The sequence below is a fragment of the Sphingorhabdus buctiana genome (assembly GCF_042680825.1).
Classification (GTDB): Bacteria; Pseudomonadota; Alphaproteobacteria; order Sphingomonadales; family Sphingomonadaceae; genus Sphingorhabdus_B; species Sphingorhabdus_B buctiana.
The window spans coordinates 20,759-37,104 of sequence record NZ_JBHUEL010000001.1 but is presented as its reverse complement, the minus strand read 5'-3'; the positions used below and the strand labels follow the sequence as shown (position 1 = coordinate 37,104).

At 58.3% G+C, this 16,346-nt stretch carries 17 protein-coding genes; 13 read left to right on the top strand and 4 right to left on the bottom strand.

What is annotated here, in order from left to right; all coding sequences use genetic code 11:
- The first annotated feature begins 2 nt into the window (after positions 1–2).
- The 12 genes from ACFSAG_RS00175 to ACFSAG_RS00120 all read left to right on the top strand — a co-directional run bounded on the left by ACFSAG_RS00175 (position 3) and on the right by ACFSAG_RS00120 (position 11,833).
- Complete coding sequence (locus ACFSAG_RS00175) at positions 3–173, top strand: DUF1289 domain-containing protein (protein WP_381510402.1); 171 nt, start codon at positions 3–5, stop codon at positions 171–173.
- 423 nt (positions 174–596) lie between these two features.
- A complete protein-coding gene (locus tag ACFSAG_RS00170) occupies positions 597–1,553 on the top strand; it encodes a DUF2493 domain-containing protein (protein WP_381510400.1) in 957 nt (318 codons plus the stop codon).
- Between the two features lie 330 nt (positions 1,554–1,883).
- Positions 1,884–2,192 carry a hypothetical protein gene (locus ACFSAG_RS00165; RefSeq protein ID WP_381510398.1) on the top strand — a complete coding sequence of 103 codons (309 nt, stop codon included), beginning with the start codon at positions 1,884–1,886 and terminating at the stop codon, positions 2,190–2,192.
- 626 nt (positions 2,193–2,818) lie between these two features.
- A complete protein-coding gene (locus ACFSAG_RS00160) occupies positions 2,819–3,100 on the top strand; it encodes a ribbon-helix-helix protein, CopG family (RefSeq protein ID WP_381510396.1) in 282 nt (93 codons plus the stop codon).
- A complete protein-coding gene (locus ACFSAG_RS00155; RefSeq protein WP_381510394.1) occupies positions 3,093–5,450 on the top strand; it encodes a type IV secretion system DNA-binding domain-containing protein in 2,358 nt (785 codons plus the stop codon). The genes ACFSAG_RS00160 and ACFSAG_RS00155 overlap by 8 nt, the downstream gene beginning before the upstream one ends.
- Before the next feature lie 4 nt (positions 5,451–5,454).
- A complete protein-coding gene (mobF, locus tag ACFSAG_RS00150; protein WP_381510392.1) occupies positions 5,455–8,448 on the top strand; it encodes a MobF family relaxase in 2,994 nt (997 codons plus the stop codon).
- A gap of 36 nt (positions 8,449–8,484) precedes the next feature.
- Positions 8,485–8,691 carry a hypothetical protein gene (locus ACFSAG_RS00145; protein WP_381510390.1) on the top strand — a complete coding sequence of 69 codons (207 nt, stop codon included), beginning with the start codon at positions 8,485–8,487 and terminating at the stop codon, positions 8,689–8,691.
- Between the two features lie 17 nt (positions 8,692–8,708).
- The gene (locus ACFSAG_RS00140; protein ID WP_381510388.1) at positions 8,709–9,155 is read left to right on the top strand and encodes a hypothetical protein; all 447 of its coding nucleotides are present in this window, start codon (positions 8,709–8,711) and stop codon (positions 9,153–9,155) included.
- A 192-nt stretch (positions 9,156–9,347) separates the two neighbouring features.
- Entirely contained in the window at positions 9,348–9,617 is a 270-nt protein-coding gene (locus tag ACFSAG_RS00135) for a hypothetical protein (RefSeq protein WP_381510386.1), read from the top strand.
- Positions 9,618–9,635: 18 nt separating this feature from the next.
- Complete coding sequence (locus tag ACFSAG_RS00130) at positions 9,636–10,847, top strand: DUF1173 family protein (protein WP_381510384.1); 1,212 nt, start codon at positions 9,636–9,638, stop codon at positions 10,845–10,847.
- Positions 10,848–11,051: 204 nt separating this feature from the next.
- Positions 11,052–11,381, top strand: coding sequence for an ArsR/SmtB family transcription factor (locus tag ACFSAG_RS00125; RefSeq protein WP_381510382.1), 330 nt, complete (start codon positions 11,052–11,054; stop codon positions 11,379–11,381).
- A complete protein-coding gene (locus ACFSAG_RS00120; RefSeq protein ID WP_381510380.1) occupies positions 11,378–11,833 on the top strand; it encodes an SRPBCC domain-containing protein in 456 nt (151 codons plus the stop codon). The genes ACFSAG_RS00125 and ACFSAG_RS00120 overlap by 4 nt, the downstream gene beginning before the upstream one ends.
- A 294-nt stretch (positions 11,834–12,127) precedes the next feature.
- Here the strand turns inward: ACFSAG_RS00120 and ACFSAG_RS00115 are convergent, their stop codons facing one another.
- The gene (locus ACFSAG_RS00115) at positions 12,128–12,691 is read right to left on the bottom strand and encodes a hypothetical protein (RefSeq protein ID WP_381510378.1); all 564 of its coding nucleotides are present in this window, start codon (positions 12,689–12,691) and stop codon (positions 12,128–12,130) included.
- A gap of 9 nt (positions 12,692–12,700) precedes the next feature.
- On the opposite strand from ACFSAG_RS00115, the gene ACFSAG_RS00110 reads away from it, so the two are divergent.
- Positions 12,701–13,807, top strand: coding sequence for a GntR family transcriptional regulator (locus tag ACFSAG_RS00110; protein ID WP_381510377.1), 1,107 nt, complete (start codon positions 12,701–12,703; stop codon positions 13,805–13,807).
- Between the two features lie 5 nt (positions 13,808–13,812).
- On the opposite strand, the gene ACFSAG_RS00105 is transcribed toward ACFSAG_RS00110, so the two are convergent.
- The 3 genes from ACFSAG_RS00105 to ACFSAG_RS00095 are packed head-to-tail and all read right to left on the bottom strand — an operon-like array spanning position 13,813 to position 16,192.
- A complete protein-coding gene (locus tag ACFSAG_RS00105; protein WP_381510375.1) occupies positions 13,813–14,607 on the bottom strand; it encodes a GntR family transcriptional regulator in 795 nt (264 codons plus the stop codon).
- Positions 14,600–15,847: a type II toxin-antitoxin system HipA family toxin gene (locus ACFSAG_RS00100; protein WP_381510373.1), complete on the bottom strand. Its 1,248-nt coding sequence runs from the start codon at positions 15,845–15,847 to the stop codon at positions 14,600–14,602. The genes ACFSAG_RS00105 and ACFSAG_RS00100 overlap by 8 nt, the downstream gene beginning before the upstream one ends.
- 3 nt (positions 15,848–15,850) lie before the next feature.
- Positions 15,851–16,192 (bottom strand): helix-turn-helix domain-containing protein, encoded by a 342-nt coding sequence (locus tag ACFSAG_RS00095; protein WP_381510371.1) that lies wholly within the window; start codon positions 16,190–16,192, stop codon positions 15,851–15,853.
- Positions 16,193–16,346 lie beyond the last annotated feature (154 nt).

Sequence of the window (16,346 nt, the reverse complement as noted above, 5' to 3'; positions counted from 1 at the left end):
TGATGAAATCGCCGTGCATTGATCTTTGTTCATTTGACGGGCGTACGGGCTCGTGCCGAGGATGCGGACGCACCAAGCCCGAGTGCCAAAGCTGGAAAAACGCACAACCGCATCAGGAGCGCAAAGTTGCTACTGACCTGCACCGAAGGCTGGGCAAACTAAACGACCGCTGAAACGGTACATTACATGACTTCTCCTGAATTTTTTCAGCGCGGCAGACAGAGAAGCGGACAGCCAGCCATCCACAAGACTGTAGGCGCAGTTAGTCCAGATTTAAAGTAAACGGTGATTTGCTGTTAACCTGCCCGCTGAAGCGGGCCAGGCAAATCCATTTCTCTCTCTCATCTCGCCATCAGGCTGACGCTTCATCGCCATAGCATGACGCTTGGGTGCTGGCGGCGGTCAAGGACCAGCGGTCCCCCCAATTTTGCGCATCGGACCGCTTCGCTTGTCCGCGCACAAAATCGGTTCCCCCACTGGCGGGCGGGGCCGCGACGGCGCGTGCCGCGCGTCGTCCCTGACCGCCTGGCACCAGCGTCCAACTGATCTCCATCTTTCATCCATCGGGGATGAGAGGGTTTCAATTGGAGGATCAAATGACCCAACGTTTTTCAAATTTCGCTGATCTCGCCGATCATTATGCCGAGCAGATCGCAACACCCGACTATGGCACCGCATTTATGGAACAGACCGAGATGGCGCGGCTGTCGATCGCAGAGGAACCCACCACAGCCGAGATGCCCGATCCGGACAAGGCGCAGGCAGCCATGGAAATGATCATGGCAACGGTCTTCGACCTGTTCCGCGATACCCGCATGGAAGACTTCTCAGGCGAGGTTGCATGGGGCATTGCCAACAGCTTCCATGTCGTTGCCAAGCGGCTCGATGACCGGGAGGATGCGGCGAGCCAGAAGCTCACCGACTTGCTCAAGACCTGGGACCCGTCGGAAGTCTATCAGACCGAGGTTGAGGAGCTGACGATGACAGCACGGAGCCTGTCCGAATGCCGTGACGCGATGGAATGCATGCGCGAACATGCGGCCCGCATCTACCATGTCGAAACCGGCAGGCCTTTCTCGCCGGTGCGCGGCTCACGGGTTGCCTCCAAAGCGACCGCATCGATGATCGAAGCACGCGACTATATCGCCAGCCGGGCCCAACAGCGCCGCGAACAATATGCACCATCGGGGGTCGTCGTTGCCTTTTCGGGCGGTCAGACATGGGCTGACCATGAATTGATCTGGGAATATCTCGACTGCATCAAGGCGCGCATCCCGTCGATGATCCTAGCGACTACCTCGCAGAACAAGGGCGCCGACGTGATCGCAGCAAGCTGGGCTGCAAAGAATGACGTGAAAGTCGTGCTGTGCCGTCTCGACCGTACCTTGGGCAACCGTGCGGCCTTTGTGCGCAATGACCGCATCGTTGGCTTCCGCCCGGTGGAAGCGATCGTGTGCAGCGGAACCGGTATCCAGGCCAATCTCGCCGACAAGTTGCGGACCGCAGGCGTGCCGCTTCATGTGTTGCGCGAGCGGTCGGCGATGCACGGCTGAGGGTCGCCGCAGCCCCACCACCAAGGGTGCCAGGTCATTTGGCCTGGTGCCCTTTTTTGTTCGTTCGCACCTGTCCGGCGCGGGTGCGGGGGAGGGTGGTTTAACCAAAACCCAAACACACACTCTCGCAAGACCTCCTAGGATGAAGACCGGAACTGACCCGCCTCAAGGATGCGCGGTCCCCCCAATTTTTTCCTCCACTGCGCTCGAGCTCCGTTCCAGAAAAAATCGGCACCCCCGCGCCCCGCTATCGCGGCCTTCGGTCCTTGACCCGGACCAGCTCCGATCTTCGGTCACGAAGCCTCTTCGATTTTCAACAAGGAGGTTATCATGTCAGCACTTGCCGTTCAGACCATTGCCACATTCAATCAGCCCGCTTATGACGCAGCCTATCGCACGGCATCAATCCGGGCCCAGCACAGCTTCTTTGACCAGCATATCATAGAGGACGAGGAGGCCGGATTCATCGCCATCGACGAAGGCGATTACAACGGCTTGACGCAGGAGATGATCGACCGGATTGTCCACAGCATAGCCGGGGAGATGGCAGACGATTTCGACCTTCCCGACTATAGCCGCGCATCCCATATCGCCGCCGGGATCGACCTCGAATTCGATGCCGAGGATTGCCCATTCTGAACGCAGACAGGGGAAGGGGCCGAACGGCTCCTTCCCCCTTTTTTGTGCGAAACCCAAAGCCCCGGCGCGGCATTGAGCCACGCCGTTGCTTGCCTTCTGGCATTACTGTCAGGGCGCCTGTGGGCCGACCGGTCAATGCCCGCGTCATGCGACACGAGCACTCCCACAAGCGAAATATGAACCGACTTGAAAATCTGGATAAGGGGGTACACCCTACACTGCGGGCAGTTTTGAGAAATCCCAGAAATCCTGAGGTTTCCAGGAGAGCCCCTGAGCGATCCGCTTGTGTTCGCTGTACCGCTCGGTGGATAAATATATTATATTCAGATAGTTATGCCGAACACAAGCGATCCGCCAATCTGCGTGCTATTTGGTCCCCGGACAGGGCGGTCACAATGGTCCACCGAAGGCGCGCGCTTCTACAAAGAAATCGCGTTGTTGCCTCTTCAAGGCCCGGCGACGCGCATCGATGACAGCCATTTAACATTGGGACAAAGGTCTAACACGAGAGCTGTTAGACCGGCGCCAGGCCAAGACCCAAATCACGTCCTTGTTGCAATGTTGCCGAACAGAGGCTACCAAAGACGCGCGTAAGAACCACCAGCTCCGCGATAGGAGCTGGATGGATGGCATTGATATATGTTCCGCTCAGGCTCAAGCCCGAGCTGCTTCATGAACTCGACGCGATAGCCAAGAAGCGCGGCAAGCCCCGTGCGCATATCATGCGTGAAGGGCTGCACTTCTTCGCCGAGCGGAACACCATATTATCCGAGATGGAATATCGCCGGCTGATGGCCGACGAGTTCATCTACCTCGCGCTCGACGTCATCATCCGTGAAAAGCATAACGGCGCCTATCAAGGCATTCTTGACGAAGCCGCTGCGCGGGCGAAAGCTCTTTGTGCCTAGGCCCGACACCTATTCCGATACCGGTCGTTCGGGGAAGCTGACGCATCACTCGGCGCGCGGAGCGATGCCGCGCAATGCGGGAAACTTCACCCGGGGTTCCCAGCTGATCACTCATGAATTCATGATGTGGTTTGGCTCCGTGCGCATTCCACTCACCGTCTGGTTTTTTCTGTTCCTGATCGCCTTCATGATCACCTCCTTTCTCGTGATCCACGAGAATGAGGCGCAGATGATCCTCATGAAAATCTATGCTGCCGGATGGCAGTTCATGGAGTTTAATTCAGCCAAGGTCATAAACCTCACACTGCCGTCCGGCGAAACAATCCTTGCCCCCGTCAACATGGTCGGGAGCCATCCGGCGGTGATCGATGCCTGGGCGCGGTTGATGCGTGCTTTTTGGGGATCCGCCTTCATGTCTGCCGTGATCGCGGTTCCGCTGACCATCTGGTTTGTCGATTTGTCACACAAACGCGGGCGCGGGATTCTCGAGGAACGCCACCAGCGCGGCGCGATGCTTGTTGACGCTGACGACCTGTCGGCTGTGATTGCTGCACACAATATGGCGGAGTTCGAAAAGGAAGCGCAGCGCTGCTTTCCCAAAAACAGCCTGAGCGAAGTCCTTGCGATGGATTTCATCAAGCGCAAGCTTTGCGGTGTGCACCATCCCTATGAGCTGGCAGGCGTGCGCTACCCTTGGCGCACCGAACAGTCGCACACGATGCTCATCGGAACGACCGGCACAGGCAAAACCACGCAGATGCGCGACATGATTGCGCAAATGCGCGCGCGCCAGGACCGGGCGGTCGTCTTCGATCTGACCGGCGCCTATGTCGAGGCCTTCTACAACCCTGAAACCGACATCATCCTGAACCCGATGGACAAAAGATGCCCGTCCTGGTCGGTCTTCCTGGAATGCCAGAACCATGCCGATTTCAGCAGCGTCGCGGCAGCGCTGATGCCCATCGATGGCGGGGCGTCCGAACCCTTCTGGATCCTCGCGGCGCGCACGCTCTTTGTCGAAACCTGCATCCGACTCAAACAAAAGGGCCAGACAACCAACCGCGATCTTGCGAGCCGGTTAATGATGGCGGACCTCAAAACGGTCCACAAGCTCCTCGAAAACACCGTGGCCGATCCGCTGACCGCGCCAGAGGCAGCGCGCATGGCGGAATCGATCCGCGCGGTGTTTAACACCAATGCGCAGGCGCTTCGCTTCCTGCCCGAAGACAATCCGCCTTTCTCGATCTGCGACTGGATCGGCAAGACCGACAATCCTGGCAGCATATTGTTCATCACCTCAATGCATAACGAGCTCGCGCTCAACCGCGCGCTGCTGACGGTCTGGATGAACCTCGCGGTCCATCGCCTCATGCGGCTGCCGCGCACGCGCGATTTGCGGACCTGGTTCTTCTTCGACGAAGTCCATGCGCTGCACCGTCTGCCGGCGATCGAGGATGGTCTGCAAACGGCGCGCGGATTTGGCGGCGCCTTTGTTCTCGGCATTCACAGCTTTGCCAAATTGTCCGAAACCTACGGCGAAGAGGGTGCGCAAAATCTCGCATCGCTCGCCCGCACCAAACTCATTCTCGCAACCGCCGATCGTGACACCGCGCAGCGCTGCTCGGACTATATCGGTCACCGCGAAGTGCGCATGATGGATGAGGCCTATAGCTATGGCTATTCCAATATCCGCGATGCGGCGACAATTACCCCGCGCCAGCAGGTCGAGCCGCTCGTTCTCCCCGATGACATCATGAAATTGCCGTCGCTGCGCGGCTTCCTTGTGTTTCCCGAAGGCTTTGATGCCGCACGCGTCCAACTTCACTACAGGGATTTTCCTAGCCTCGCGGCACCTTATGAACCGCGCGAGAATGTAGAGCCGCTGGACTTTCTGGCAGAAGACGCCGCCGAGAATGGCGAAAACGACGCGGGCGGCCGCGAAGGCAATGCAACGCCCGAAATCCTGATTGAAAACAAGCCCGCAGCCCTCTCTATTCCCGCGCTGCGCACCGGTTTGGCCGACGAGCCCGACCCCGAGACTTCGCCGGAGGCTGAGCCGAAAGCCAGTCCAGCAGCTTTGCTGACTGCCGCGCGCCAGGCATTTATTGACCGAAGTTTCAAAGGCGATATCGGCTCAGCTGAAAACACACGTCATCCCGCTGCAGCTTCCAAGGCAGGAGATGAACAGGCTGGCGCCCATATAGCCGGATCCCGTTTGCCGTCGGTCCAGGATCAATATCGCCTCGATCTGGCACGCCGCGAACTTGGCGAAGCGCTCGAACCGGAAAGCCGGACCGAACGCAGCGTATCTGCACCCGATATAGGGCTCACTGACGGGCCGGAGCTGTAGCGTCATGCACTCCATTGCTCCTGTTCGCTCGTCCGGTGGTGCTGCAACCTATTTTGCCAAGGACAATTATTACACAGCCGAGGAGAACGCGGAAAAGGGAGTCTGGGGCGGGGCGGGTGCGCGCGATCTCGGGCTGGAGGGCATGGTCGACAAGGACATGTTCGAGGCCGTGCTCAACGGCCATTTGCCGGGCGGCGAGAAGGTCGGGCAGATCGAGGGTAGGCGGGCAGGTCTCGATCTCACTTTCTCAATGCCCAAATCTGCCTCGGTCATGGCCTATGTTGCAGGCGACGACCGCATCCTTGGCGCCAATATGCGCGCGGTCGAGAAGACCATGTCTTTTGTCGAGCGCTCCTATGCCGAAGCCCGGAACTACGATCGCAACCGTAATGGCGAACCGGTAAAGACCGGCAAGCTTGTCTATGCGCTCTTCCCCCATGACACGAGCCGCGCGCTCGACCCGCAGGGTCATATCCATGCCGTGGTCGCCAATGTCACGCGGCTGGTGAACGGCAGCTGGAAGGCGCTTTGGAACGGCGAAATCTGGAAGAACAATACGGTTATCGGACAAGTCTATCACGCAGCTTTGCGCGCCGAACTGCAAAGGCTTGGTTATGAAACCGAAGCGGCCGGAAAACATGGCGGCTTTGAAATCAAGGGTGTGCCCAAGGAGGTTCGCGACCAATTTTCCAAACGCCAGCAGGTGATCGACGACAAGGCCCGCGAGCTGGGAATACGTTCACCGCAAGGGCGCGACCAGGTGGTGATCAACACCCGTGACGACAAACGCGTGGTTGAAGATCGCGGCGCGCTGGTTGCAAGCTGGAAAGACCGTGCCCAAGCATTGGGCTTTGACGGCGCAGCCCTTCAAAGAGCGGCCCGCGAGGCCGCGCAAGACAGTCCAGCGCCAGGCCGGGTTGGCTCGGCCGCTGCGACCATGGCCGATTTGATCGACCGTCTGGGCGGGTTGCTGCGACCGAGCGATCCGCTTGCAGTGTCGGGTGCCGCGGCGCTGTTCCTGCCAGCTGAGACAATCAAGGCGCAGCATGCCGTAGCCTCGGCCGTCCGGCATCTATCCGAGCGCGAAGCGGCCTTTTCGCAAGGCGAGATCATCAAGACGGCGCTCGGCTTCCAGATCAAGGGCGTCGAAGTAGAGCGCGTTACAAAGCGCATTACAGAATTGATCGGCACTGGTCGGCTGATTCCGGGCCAATCGGACAGGGCGGATGGCCATGTCGATCTGGTGACGACGCCGGCTGCGCTTGCCATGGAGCAAGCCATTCTCGAGCATATCGATGCCGGCAAGGGACAAGGCCGAGTCATCCTGTCAGCGGACAAGGTGCTCGATCGTCTGCAGGAGGCGGCAGGAGGCCGCCAACTTAATGCCGGGCAAACCGCAGCCGCGGTGATGATCCTGTCGTCGAGTGACCGTTCAACGCTGATCCAGGGCGTTGCCGGTGCCGGCAAATCGACGATGATCAATGCCGTTGCCCGCGCGGCTGATGCCGAAGGCGTCCGTGTGCTTGGCCTGGCATTTCAGAACAAGATGGTTGCCGACCTGCGCGGCCCAGCCCAGCCAGATGGTGGGCGAGGGGAGGGCATTGAGGCGCAAACCATCGCTTCCTTCATTGGGCGCTATGGAGGGCTTGCCAGTCGTGGCAGCGGCGCGAAATTTGTGGCCGCCCGCGCCGAGCTCAAAAACACGGTCCTGCTGATCGACGAGTCCTCGATGGTCTCGTCGCGAGATATGTTGCGGCTTAGCGAAATCGCCAACGCTTTCGCGATCGACGGCCTCCATTTCATCGGCGATCGCCAGCAATTGTCAGCGATCGAGCAGGGCAAGAGTTTTGCCGTGGCGCAAGCGGCAGGAGCGCCGATGGCGCGAATGGACGAGAATATCCGCCAGCGCAATTCGCCACTGCTTCTGGCCGTCGCAGGACTGTCGAACGAGGGCTTTGCGGCCCAGGCGCTCGATCTGCTGGCAGCCCATGGCCGCGTGATCGAGGATGGGACGGATCATGTCGCTAAGGCGGCTGAAATCTGGCTGGGGCTGTCGCCCGAGGCGCGTGAGCGTACCGCCATATTCACAGCCGGGCGTGACGATCGGGCGCAAATCAACCAACTGGTGCAGGCAGGGTTGTTGAAGGAAGGGCAGCTTTCCGGCGAGGGGCATCAGGTTACAACACTCCAGAGCGTCAATGCGAGCCGCGAAGAATTGCGGCATGGCTCGACCTATCGGGCTGGGCAGATCTTCGAGGTGCGTAGAGCGGTTGCTGAAATAGGGCTGGCCAAGGGAAATTATACCGTCACTGGCATTGACCAGCGTGGACGGGTATCCTTGAATGACGGCCGCAAGACATTCAAATTCGATCCTCAACGCATCGATCCCCAGAACCGCCATGACCGCATGGTGCTGTCCGAACGCGTCGCGCTCAGGCTTCACAATGGCGAGACGATATTGTGGCGCGAGCGCGATTCCGCGCGCGGAGTCGAAAAGTCGACCTATGCCAAAGTGCTGAAAGCAGACGGTGACGGCGTAACGGTGGAACTGGCAGATAAGCGCCAATTCACGCTTGCGAGCAGGGATCCGATGCTCGCCAAACTTGATCTTGGCTATGCGCTCAATGCCCATATGGCACAGGGCATGACCAAGCCCGAGAGCATCGAGGTGATTGGCTCCTACCAGCGCAACCTTGCCACCCAGCGCACCCAAAATGTGCTCAACACAAGGGCGACCGACGACATCAAGGTGGTGACCGACAATCTCGACCGGTTGAAGACGCAGCTCGATCGCACCCCCGGCAACAAGACCTCCGCGCTCGAGGCGCTGGGCCATCTTGCCGTTGATCCCAAGCCAGCTGACCAGATACGCAAGAGCGACGTTCCGCCGCTTGCGATGAGCCCGGAACTGCTTGCCAAGATCGAGGCCCTACGTCCGGCAGCCGCGCCGCGCGCTTTGCCCGTGCCTGAGAAGAAGCTTGGGCTCGACCTCATGTGATGACCGACAAATCGACCAACAGAAAGGAGCAAGAAAATGGCGTTTGATTTTGATGAAGCAGGTGATTTTGGGTCGGAGCATGACGCCCGCGAGTGGGCCGAGCGCAACAATATCGACCTGGCTGATCTTCATATCCGCAATCGCGGTGACCGCGGCGTGACCTTGAGTGTCCGCCGCTCAGCGCTTGGCGACAGCGCAAGGAGCGATCTTACCTATGGCCGTCGGACCGGCTTTTTCTCGTGAGACTGAAGGAGAGTGACATGAAGAAGATGACGTTGATTTGTGCCTGTGCCGCCGCACTGTCGGCGACACCAGCCTTGGCTCGGGAAACCACGGCGCAGTCTCGAGGCGACGTGGAGCACCGTATCGGGGCCGCCTTAAGCCAAGCCGCGACAGTGCAGCAGTTTGTTGCCGATCACGCCTTGATGCATGGCGAGGAAGCGCGGGGCTGGCCCTGCGAAGAGCGAGGTAGCGACGCTGTTGCGAAAGCGCTCAGAGAGACCGCCCTTGCGCTAGCCGCACCTGCGCACCGCAATGCGGTTTCGATCGGTCGGTACGGCCCCACCATGCCAGTTTGCGACGCATGCGATGATTGTGCCGACTGCGAAACATGCGCCGACGATCGCTGCCTGGAGACTATCCAGACGCGTCGTTCAAGCCTCAAGCTCGACTGCGTCGATTGCCCCGACCAAGCCAGCTTGGTCTGAGATGGCACTGCGATGAATGCTGCGCTTAATAGCAGCGTATGTTGCCCTTCATGCGCGGTCAGGATTACATCCTGGCCGCAGCATCAGCTCGTTCAATGTTGCGAACGATGTTTGCGGCCGATGCTGATGCTCCGGGTCAGGGGAAAACCCTTCAAGCTTTATCGGCTCATTCGCCTTTTTGCAGCTGTGCGCATGGTCCTGGCGCTTCTGGCTTCGGTGCTGCTCATCGCGCTCGTTGCCCGGCTTTTACCACTTGGCTGGATTGTTGGCGCAAGTGTTGCAGCCTTCGTGCTCCAGGGAGTTACAGATCTTGCAGATGGCCTTTTGGGGCTCCGCTCGGGCCATATGCGCAGTGGGCAGCGACCCTATATCGGCGCGGCCGCGCGCCGCCAGTCTTCAATCAAATGTGCCTTTGGTTTGCTGCTTATCGGTCTCGCCCTTTTTGGCTTGCTGCTCATGTGATCGGAAGGAAGAGAGCCCATGTCACAGCATTATAAATTTGGCGAAGAAATCCTCGCAAGCGATGATGCGAAGTTCTTGTCGCGGGTCGCAATGGCCCATTCGCGCCGGATCCGGCCTTTATGCATGTGCGTGCCGGGCGGGAACGGGATTGAAGTCTATGTCGCCCGCCGGTTCGAGAAATATCATCTCAAACGCATGCCCAATAGCGGGCCAGGCCATGCTCCGGGCTGCGACCATTATGAACCTCATGATGATCTGACCGGTCTCGGGCAGCTCCGCGGACAGGCGATTATCGACGATGAAGCGACCGGCGAAACATTGCTGAAGCTCGCCTTTCCGATGAGCCGAGGTCCCGCCCGCCTGGCAATGGCTTCAGCGAATGAAACCAAGCCTTCGGTCAAATCCGATGGCACCAAACTCTCGATCCGCGGCCTGCTCCATTATCTCTGGAACGAGGCACAGCTGACCCATTGGCATCCGAGAATGCAGGGCAAAAGGGGATGGGCCGTGGTGCGCAACGAACTTTTGCGCGCGGCCGAGCAGAAGATCACCAAAGGAAAGCATTTCTCCGAGATGCTCTATATACCTGAGCCATTTCAGGCGGCCAAAAAATATGAGATCGCGCGCAGGCGGCGCGAGATCACCGCCCGCGCGCAGCAGCACACCAAGCAGCTCGGAATGATCATCGGCGAGGTCAAAGGCTTCGACGTGTCGATCAATGGCGAGCGGATCGTCATCAAACATCTGCCCGACTGGAATTTGTTCCTCAACAATGTCCTGGCACGACGCCTGCGGAGCAATTTCGAGCGTGAGATCGAGCTGGTGGCACAGAATATGGGATCTCACCTTATCATATGTGCCACGTTTGAGATGAGCCGCGCGGACTATCCGCATGTCTGCGAGCTCACCTTGATGCCGGTCAATGAGCAATGGATCCCTTTTGAATCATCTGAGGATCTGGCGCTTGTTACCCAATGCATTGAGGAAGAGCGGCATTTCATCAAGGGTATGCGAATGAACCTCGCGCATGACAGCCCGATCGCTGCCGTCATCCTGACCGATACCGAGACGATGAGCACTGCGCTCTATCATAGCAATGGTCGCGCCTCTGCCGACGAGCTTTCAATTCTCGCTGAACGCATGGCTTTCAAGGGATCGGCGCATGTGGTAGTCTCTCCAGGCAACCGGTTGCCTGGCACACGGCATAAGGCGAAATTGACAAACCATTGATTTTATTTAACATAATCTTTGTTATCGCACTTTGATCTCTGGATCGGTGCCTCTTGTTTGAAGAGCAGGGTAGAGCCTCAAAATGCAGGAGTTGCATGGTTTTAGAAGGCTGTCGTCCTCAGGGCATCCCGCGATCGACAAATGTATCTCATAAGTGCGACGGCACAGCTTGACTTTCAACGTCCTATCACATAACTTAAGCAAATGCTTAAGTGTGAGTCGCGGCTAGATTGCGTTTTTCATGCTCTCTCGGATCCGGGGCGGCGAAGCATGATTGATCGCCTTGCTGTAGGTCCAGCGTCGTTAGGACAATTGGCGGCACCGCTGGCGATGAGCTTGCCCGCAGTCCAGCAGCACCTTGGCGTGCTTGAGCGGGCCGGATTGGTGAAGACTGAAAAGCTCGGCCGGGTGCGGCAGTGCCGGCTCGATGGCGACGGCGTGGCGTTCGCTGAAAACTGGCTCGCCGAACGACGGCTGCACTGGAATCGTCGCTTCGACCGGCTTGAGAAGCATATTAAGGGAGACCGAACATGACCTTGGTGCATGACACAATCATCGTCCGCCGTGTACTTGACGCTTCGATTGGTGACGCTTTCCGGGCCTACCAGGAAACCGACCAGCTCGAAGCATGGTGTTATCCCGGCGATGCCAACTGGACCAGCCGCATCGAAGCCCATGACTTTGTCGTCGGGGGCATGAAACGTGCGGTCTTCGGGCCCGAGGGAGAGGCGCCATATCGCGAAGAATCGCAATATCTGGATATTCGGACCCGTCAGCATATCATCAATTCTGAGCGCATTCTTGCTGGCGACGGTCGACTAATTTCGACATCGCTAATCGCCGTCGAATTCATCGAGGCCGCCGACGGCTGTGAACTCGTCGTTAGCGATCAGATCACTCTGCTTGATGATGCGGATACCGCCGAACAACGGCGCGCCGGATGGAACGAAGTGCTCAACCGGTTGCAGCCGTTCCTGCAGCATTAGGAGCAGACGGTCACCAACAGGCTGGGGATCTGGACGGACCCTGTTTCGAGCCAACGGCCTCGATTGTGTCTGCTTCCCGGTTCGATGTTTGGAAGGGCAGCGAGTGCCAACTCATAGGCACCAGACGTGGCCAAATAGCCAGAATGCCAAGGTAGCTCAAACCGGTCTCAAGTGTCAGTTTGCTCGACCTACCGATGGTGCTCCTTTGCATCCCATGGAGACGGCTGTCTGAACAATTGGAACCAATGCCAAAACTTTTGTCCCCAGATTTCTTCAAACTCAGCTTGGGTCAACCTATCCGACCGCGAACAGCTGTCCCTGCGCAGGAATGCGACTGACAGCGCGTGGCGTCGGCAGTGCCGTGGGTCGCAGCGCGCCAAGAATTTGGGGCTGGACGACATAGACAGCATGCCTTCCGCCGCCTCGATTTGCATGGTTGGTGGCGTAGCCAGCATAATGGCGGCTCAGGATGCCAGCCTTGACCAGATCGGAAATCGCGCGGCTGATGTTGCTTCTGCCCGCCGCGAGCACCTGCTCTTCAACGGCTTCCGCAATCATGGCTTCATCGGTTTCGATGTTGCCCGTCAGACGGTCGCCAAGCGATGCGACAACACGAGCTCGAAGCGCAGACCGGCGATCATCGCGTTCGCTCAACGGCAGCAATTGGGTGCATAGCCAGTCACGAAGGTAAAGCGGCTGGTTGCTGCCATCCCGAACCAGCGGTCCGGCCCTGCCCTTTGCGTCGGCAGCCTCGATAACAAGCTGAAGGACCATGAAGGCATAGCGTGGCCTCGCCGACACTTTTGCCAGCGTCGCAAAGATGGAGCCGATGCCCGAAAAGTGCGTGTGGTTCTGCATGGACCAGTATTGAGCACAAAAGGTGAATCCTGTGAATCCCCTTTCTTGGATCTCGTGCATTTTGTCAGCCGTGACACTTTACCCGAAGGTAAAGTGTCACGGCTGATCATCTTTTCGGCTTCGACACGGTTGGGTTTTGTTTTTTTTGTTAAAGAACAGCCACTCATGGCGAAAATCTTGCGGCGAGCTATTGCCATGCATTCACGACATCTTCACAGTCGGTTCGGGTGGTCATGGCAAAGTCGGCAGATTTTCATGGGAGAGCCCCGCGTGGTCGGATCGCAGCACAAGATGCTCTCGTTCGAGAGCGAGCAAAGCCTAGGCCCGACAGGAGACTCCCTCTTCCTTGACGTACGCCACCAGATCCTGACGGCGCATTTTGCCCCGCGACAGCTGATCGACGCAGCCAAATTGGCAGCAGCGGCAGGTGTCCCAGAATCGCTTTCGCGCGCTGTCTTTCAAGCGCTTTCCGATCATGGCTATCTGACCATGCAGTCCGCAGAAGCCGCGCGCGTCGTGCATTGGACGAGCCAGCAACTTGTCGATCTCATCGAAGCTTGTCATGACCTGATCGGACTTGCGATCGATAAATGCATGTCGCGCATAGACGAAGAAGGTTTGTCGCATCTGCGCGAAGCCCTCGATTTTGGGTTTCGTGATCCAATCACGGCGGGACAGGTCGAGGCGTTCCAGATCCGATGGTGGATATTTTTCCATACCATCATATCGACGATTGAAGTCCGTAATTTCCGCAAGATGATGCTGACGGGAATGCCCCCGGCGCTGCGGCGGCGGGTTATAACGGCGCTTGACGGCGAGGGGCTGCGCTCGATGCTTGGTGACATGACCAAGCTAATCGACACTCTGGCTGCACGCGATACCGCCAAAGGTCGGGCGTTGCTCGACCATCAATTCGCAGCCTTTACCCCCATGGTATCCGCTGCGAACGAGGGTTTCAACACACTCGCCCGCGAAGATGAAGTCGACTATCGCCTTGGTATGACTTCATTTGCACCGCTGTTCCGGACGACGGATGCGCACCTCCCTCGTTTCGATCGCGGCATGCGCGAGCCCTTGTCCTGGGCGGCGTTCAAAGCACTGAATCTCGAGGCTTAATGTGGTTATTGCCGAGACTGGTGTGCGCCAAATGGAATGGTCCGGCCATCGAGACCGACTTCGCGGTCGCCAGGGCCGTAGCGACAATCATTGACGGTGATCGAGCAGTTTATGCGTGAAATGGCGGGGAACTCAGGCCAGGCGGCGCTGGGAAGCGTCTTCAACGACACAAGAAGCGGCGCGCGCGTTGCCTCGACAAATTCGGTCATCCTAACATGGGCATCATTGGCGTCCCGGTGGGCAATCGCCTGACAGGTTTGCTCCATCCGCTTCCACATATTGTTCAACTGTCGGGGGTTTTGCGACCAGACGCTTTTTCGAAACAAGGCATTGGGCCCCATGCTCCGAGCAATCTCCGAAATCGTTGAAACACGCGCCATTTGCACGACCATATTCTGGAGTCCGGCGCAGCTGGTTATGAACCTTTCGGTGGCATCTGCATCCGAATAATCAAAGGGTGCTGCGAACTCCAAGGCGCGGCCCAGAATGCCGACTTCGAGGTCAGTTCGCCGCTCTGCAGCACGCGCCGCAGCCATCGCCATCATCGTTGCTCGAATGTCGAACAGGTCATTGACTTCAACCGTGCTCCACGTGCGAACGCCAAAGACGCCTCGCTTGGGAATGTCGAGATAGCCTTCGTGGACCAGAACATTGAGCGCATCAACGACGATCGCTGACTTGCAACCATAGACCTGGCAAAGTTCGTTGCGGTCCAGAATCTGGCCTGGACGATAAGCTCCTTGCAGGATTGCAAAGCGCACCTCGAGGTAAATCGATTTGGTGGTTGAGCTCTCAGCCATCGTTGCAAGCTAGCCTGAAGCAGGTCGCAAATCGACGCCGATCTGCCTCTCTCAAACCAGCGCTTTCAAATTGCGCTTCCCACCGGGAAGCGACAAGGCTGCGCATCTCGTCGACGATCAACCTCGCTTCGACCGCTCCAAGGTCAAAAACCGCAGCGCCAGCGAGCGCGTTATCAATCGTGGCCGCGCGCCCCGCCGGGCCGACTGCAAGGACCAGCCGACGTTCCAAACCGACCTGAGGCTTTGGCACGACGTCGTAAAGCGGCGACAACCGCCACCCCTGCCCATCCCACAAGAAGCCGTGATTGCGCAGATGATCGTCGTCATTTGTCACCAGGATGTTGAAGACCATGCGGCGAAACAGCTCGTGCAGATCCTTACGCACTTGCGTTCCATGGCGGCGGATCGCCGCTGCCAAATCTGCATAGCCATAACGACTGACTTCGCTTTCATGCGCCCCGAGCATGGTCAGTCCCGAGACAAAATGGCGCCGTTCCATCCAGTTGCCATGCGCAATCCGGTCAAAGCGCTTGATCAAATAAATATCGCGGTCGAGCACGCGCTTGAAATCCAGTGCGGGGACATCAAGCCCGCATTCTGCGGCAAGACGCATCGTCGCGAGCTCGACCCGGCATTCCGGAAAGCTGTCATTGCGCGCCTGAAATTTGGCAATCCAGGGTTGCTTGCCGATCTCGGTCACAGCCTTGGGACGGGCTCCGCCAAGGGACGATCCGGTGAGCAATCGTCGCAGATTCTCATCAAGCAATTCGACATGCTGCGCGCGTTCTGCGGCCTCTGCCAATTCTTCGAGTGTGAAATATTCCCCAGGTGCATCGGCATCGCCCCAGGGCGTTAGGCGCTCGGGCCGTTCCAAAGTGGGTCCGAAGGCCAATGCGCCGACGCGGTGGTCACCCGATGCCAGAATGAGATCAATGTCGCTTGGTGTTCGGTCGCCCAGGGCCTTGTACATGAGATATTGGCCCCACCCGTCAGGCGCGGCGTCGCGAATGCCCCCAAAAACTGCAAAGCCTTCCTGCGTCCGAAAGGTCTGGCTTTCGCTGGAATCGTGGAGTGGCAGGGATAATGGATCGACGGCAATCCGGTCCGACCGCTCAAGATAGCGGCGACCATAAGCAAAGGTCGCAAATTTGTTCCGCGGCTCATCAGTCATGGTGAGCAATCCAGCAGGGACCGCCCCATGGCGCAGATGGACAAAAACATAGGAGCGCACACTTGCCATGATCTAGAAGTCGAGCCCGTCGTCACTAGCGGCGTGGGTTGTCTTGGGCAGGCGCGCCAGATCTTCGCTGATTCCTGCAAGGTCCGTGTCAGGTGCGACCAGTGCTGCAAGGCGCTGCGTCATGCCGAAGACGTGCAGCGCACTCGCAAGGACGGCCAGCCCCACGGTTGGATCGCCCGCTTCCAGCCGCTGCACCGTTTGAACCGAGACAAGCATGCGTTCCGCCATAAGCCGTTGGGGCAATTTGCGCCGGCGACGGGCCAAAGCGATATCCTTGCCAAGCTGAACGATGGCACGATGGCTTTGGGGCGGCAGTCCGCTGGCGGCTCGAGATGAACGGGGCATGCTTATATACATGACATATCATGTGTAAAAGTTCAATTAAAAATGATATGTCATGCGAAGAACTGGGAGCATGTCTCATATGATAAGCTGTTGATGCAGGAAACCAAAATGTCCCAACACGCAATTGTAAGGAATAATCCCGATCCCAATACAC

Excerpts from the sequence above, each read along its gene's own strand:
- ACFSAG_RS00175 (WP_381510402.1), top strand. The coding sequence starts at position 3 with ATGAAATCGCCGTGCATTGATCTTTGTTCATTTGACGGGCGTACGGGC.
- ACFSAG_RS00170 (WP_381510400.1), top strand. The coding sequence starts at position 597 with ATGACCCAACGTTTTTCAAATTTCGCTGATCTCGCCGATCATTATGCC.
- ACFSAG_RS00165 (WP_381510398.1), top strand. The coding sequence starts at position 1,884 with ATGTCAGCACTTGCCGTTCAGACCATTGCCACATTCAATCAGCCCGCT.
- ACFSAG_RS00160 (WP_381510396.1), top strand. The coding sequence starts at position 2,819 with ATGGCATTGATATATGTTCCGCTCAGGCTCAAGCCCGAGCTGCTTCAT.
- mobF (WP_381510392.1), top strand. The coding sequence starts at position 5,455 with ATGCACTCCATTGCTCCTGTTCGCTCGTCCGGTGGTGCTGCAACCTAT.
- ACFSAG_RS00145 (WP_381510390.1), top strand. The coding sequence starts at position 8,485 with ATGGCGTTTGATTTTGATGAAGCAGGTGATTTTGGGTCGGAGCATGAC.
- ACFSAG_RS00140 (WP_381510388.1), top strand. The coding sequence starts at position 8,709 with ATGAAGAAGATGACGTTGATTTGTGCCTGTGCCGCCGCACTGTCGGCG.
- ACFSAG_RS00135 (WP_381510386.1), top strand. The coding sequence starts at position 9,348 with ATGGTCCTGGCGCTTCTGGCTTCGGTGCTGCTCATCGCGCTCGTTGCC.
- ACFSAG_RS00130 (WP_381510384.1), top strand. The coding sequence starts at position 9,636 with ATGTCACAGCATTATAAATTTGGCGAAGAAATCCTCGCAAGCGATGAT.
- ACFSAG_RS00125 (WP_381510382.1), top strand. The coding sequence starts at position 11,052 with ATGCTTAAGTGTGAGTCGCGGCTAGATTGCGTTTTTCATGCTCTCTCG.
- ACFSAG_RS00120 (WP_381510380.1), top strand. The coding sequence starts at position 11,378 with ATGACCTTGGTGCATGACACAATCATCGTCCGCCGTGTACTTGACGCT.
- ACFSAG_RS00115 (WP_381510378.1), bottom strand. The coding sequence starts at position 12,691 with ATGCAGAACCACACGCACTTTTCGGGCATCGGCTCCATCTTTGCGACG.
- ACFSAG_RS00105 (WP_381510375.1), bottom strand. The coding sequence starts at position 14,607 with ATGGCTGAGAGCTCAACCACCAAATCGATTTACCTCGAGGTGCGCTTT.
- ACFSAG_RS00100 (WP_381510373.1), bottom strand. The coding sequence starts at position 15,847 with ATGGCAAGTGTGCGCTCCTATGTTTTTGTCCATCTGCGCCATGGGGCG.
- ACFSAG_RS00095 (WP_381510371.1), bottom strand. The coding sequence starts at position 16,192 with ATGCCCCGTTCATCTCGAGCCGCCAGCGGACTGCCGCCCCAAAGCCAT.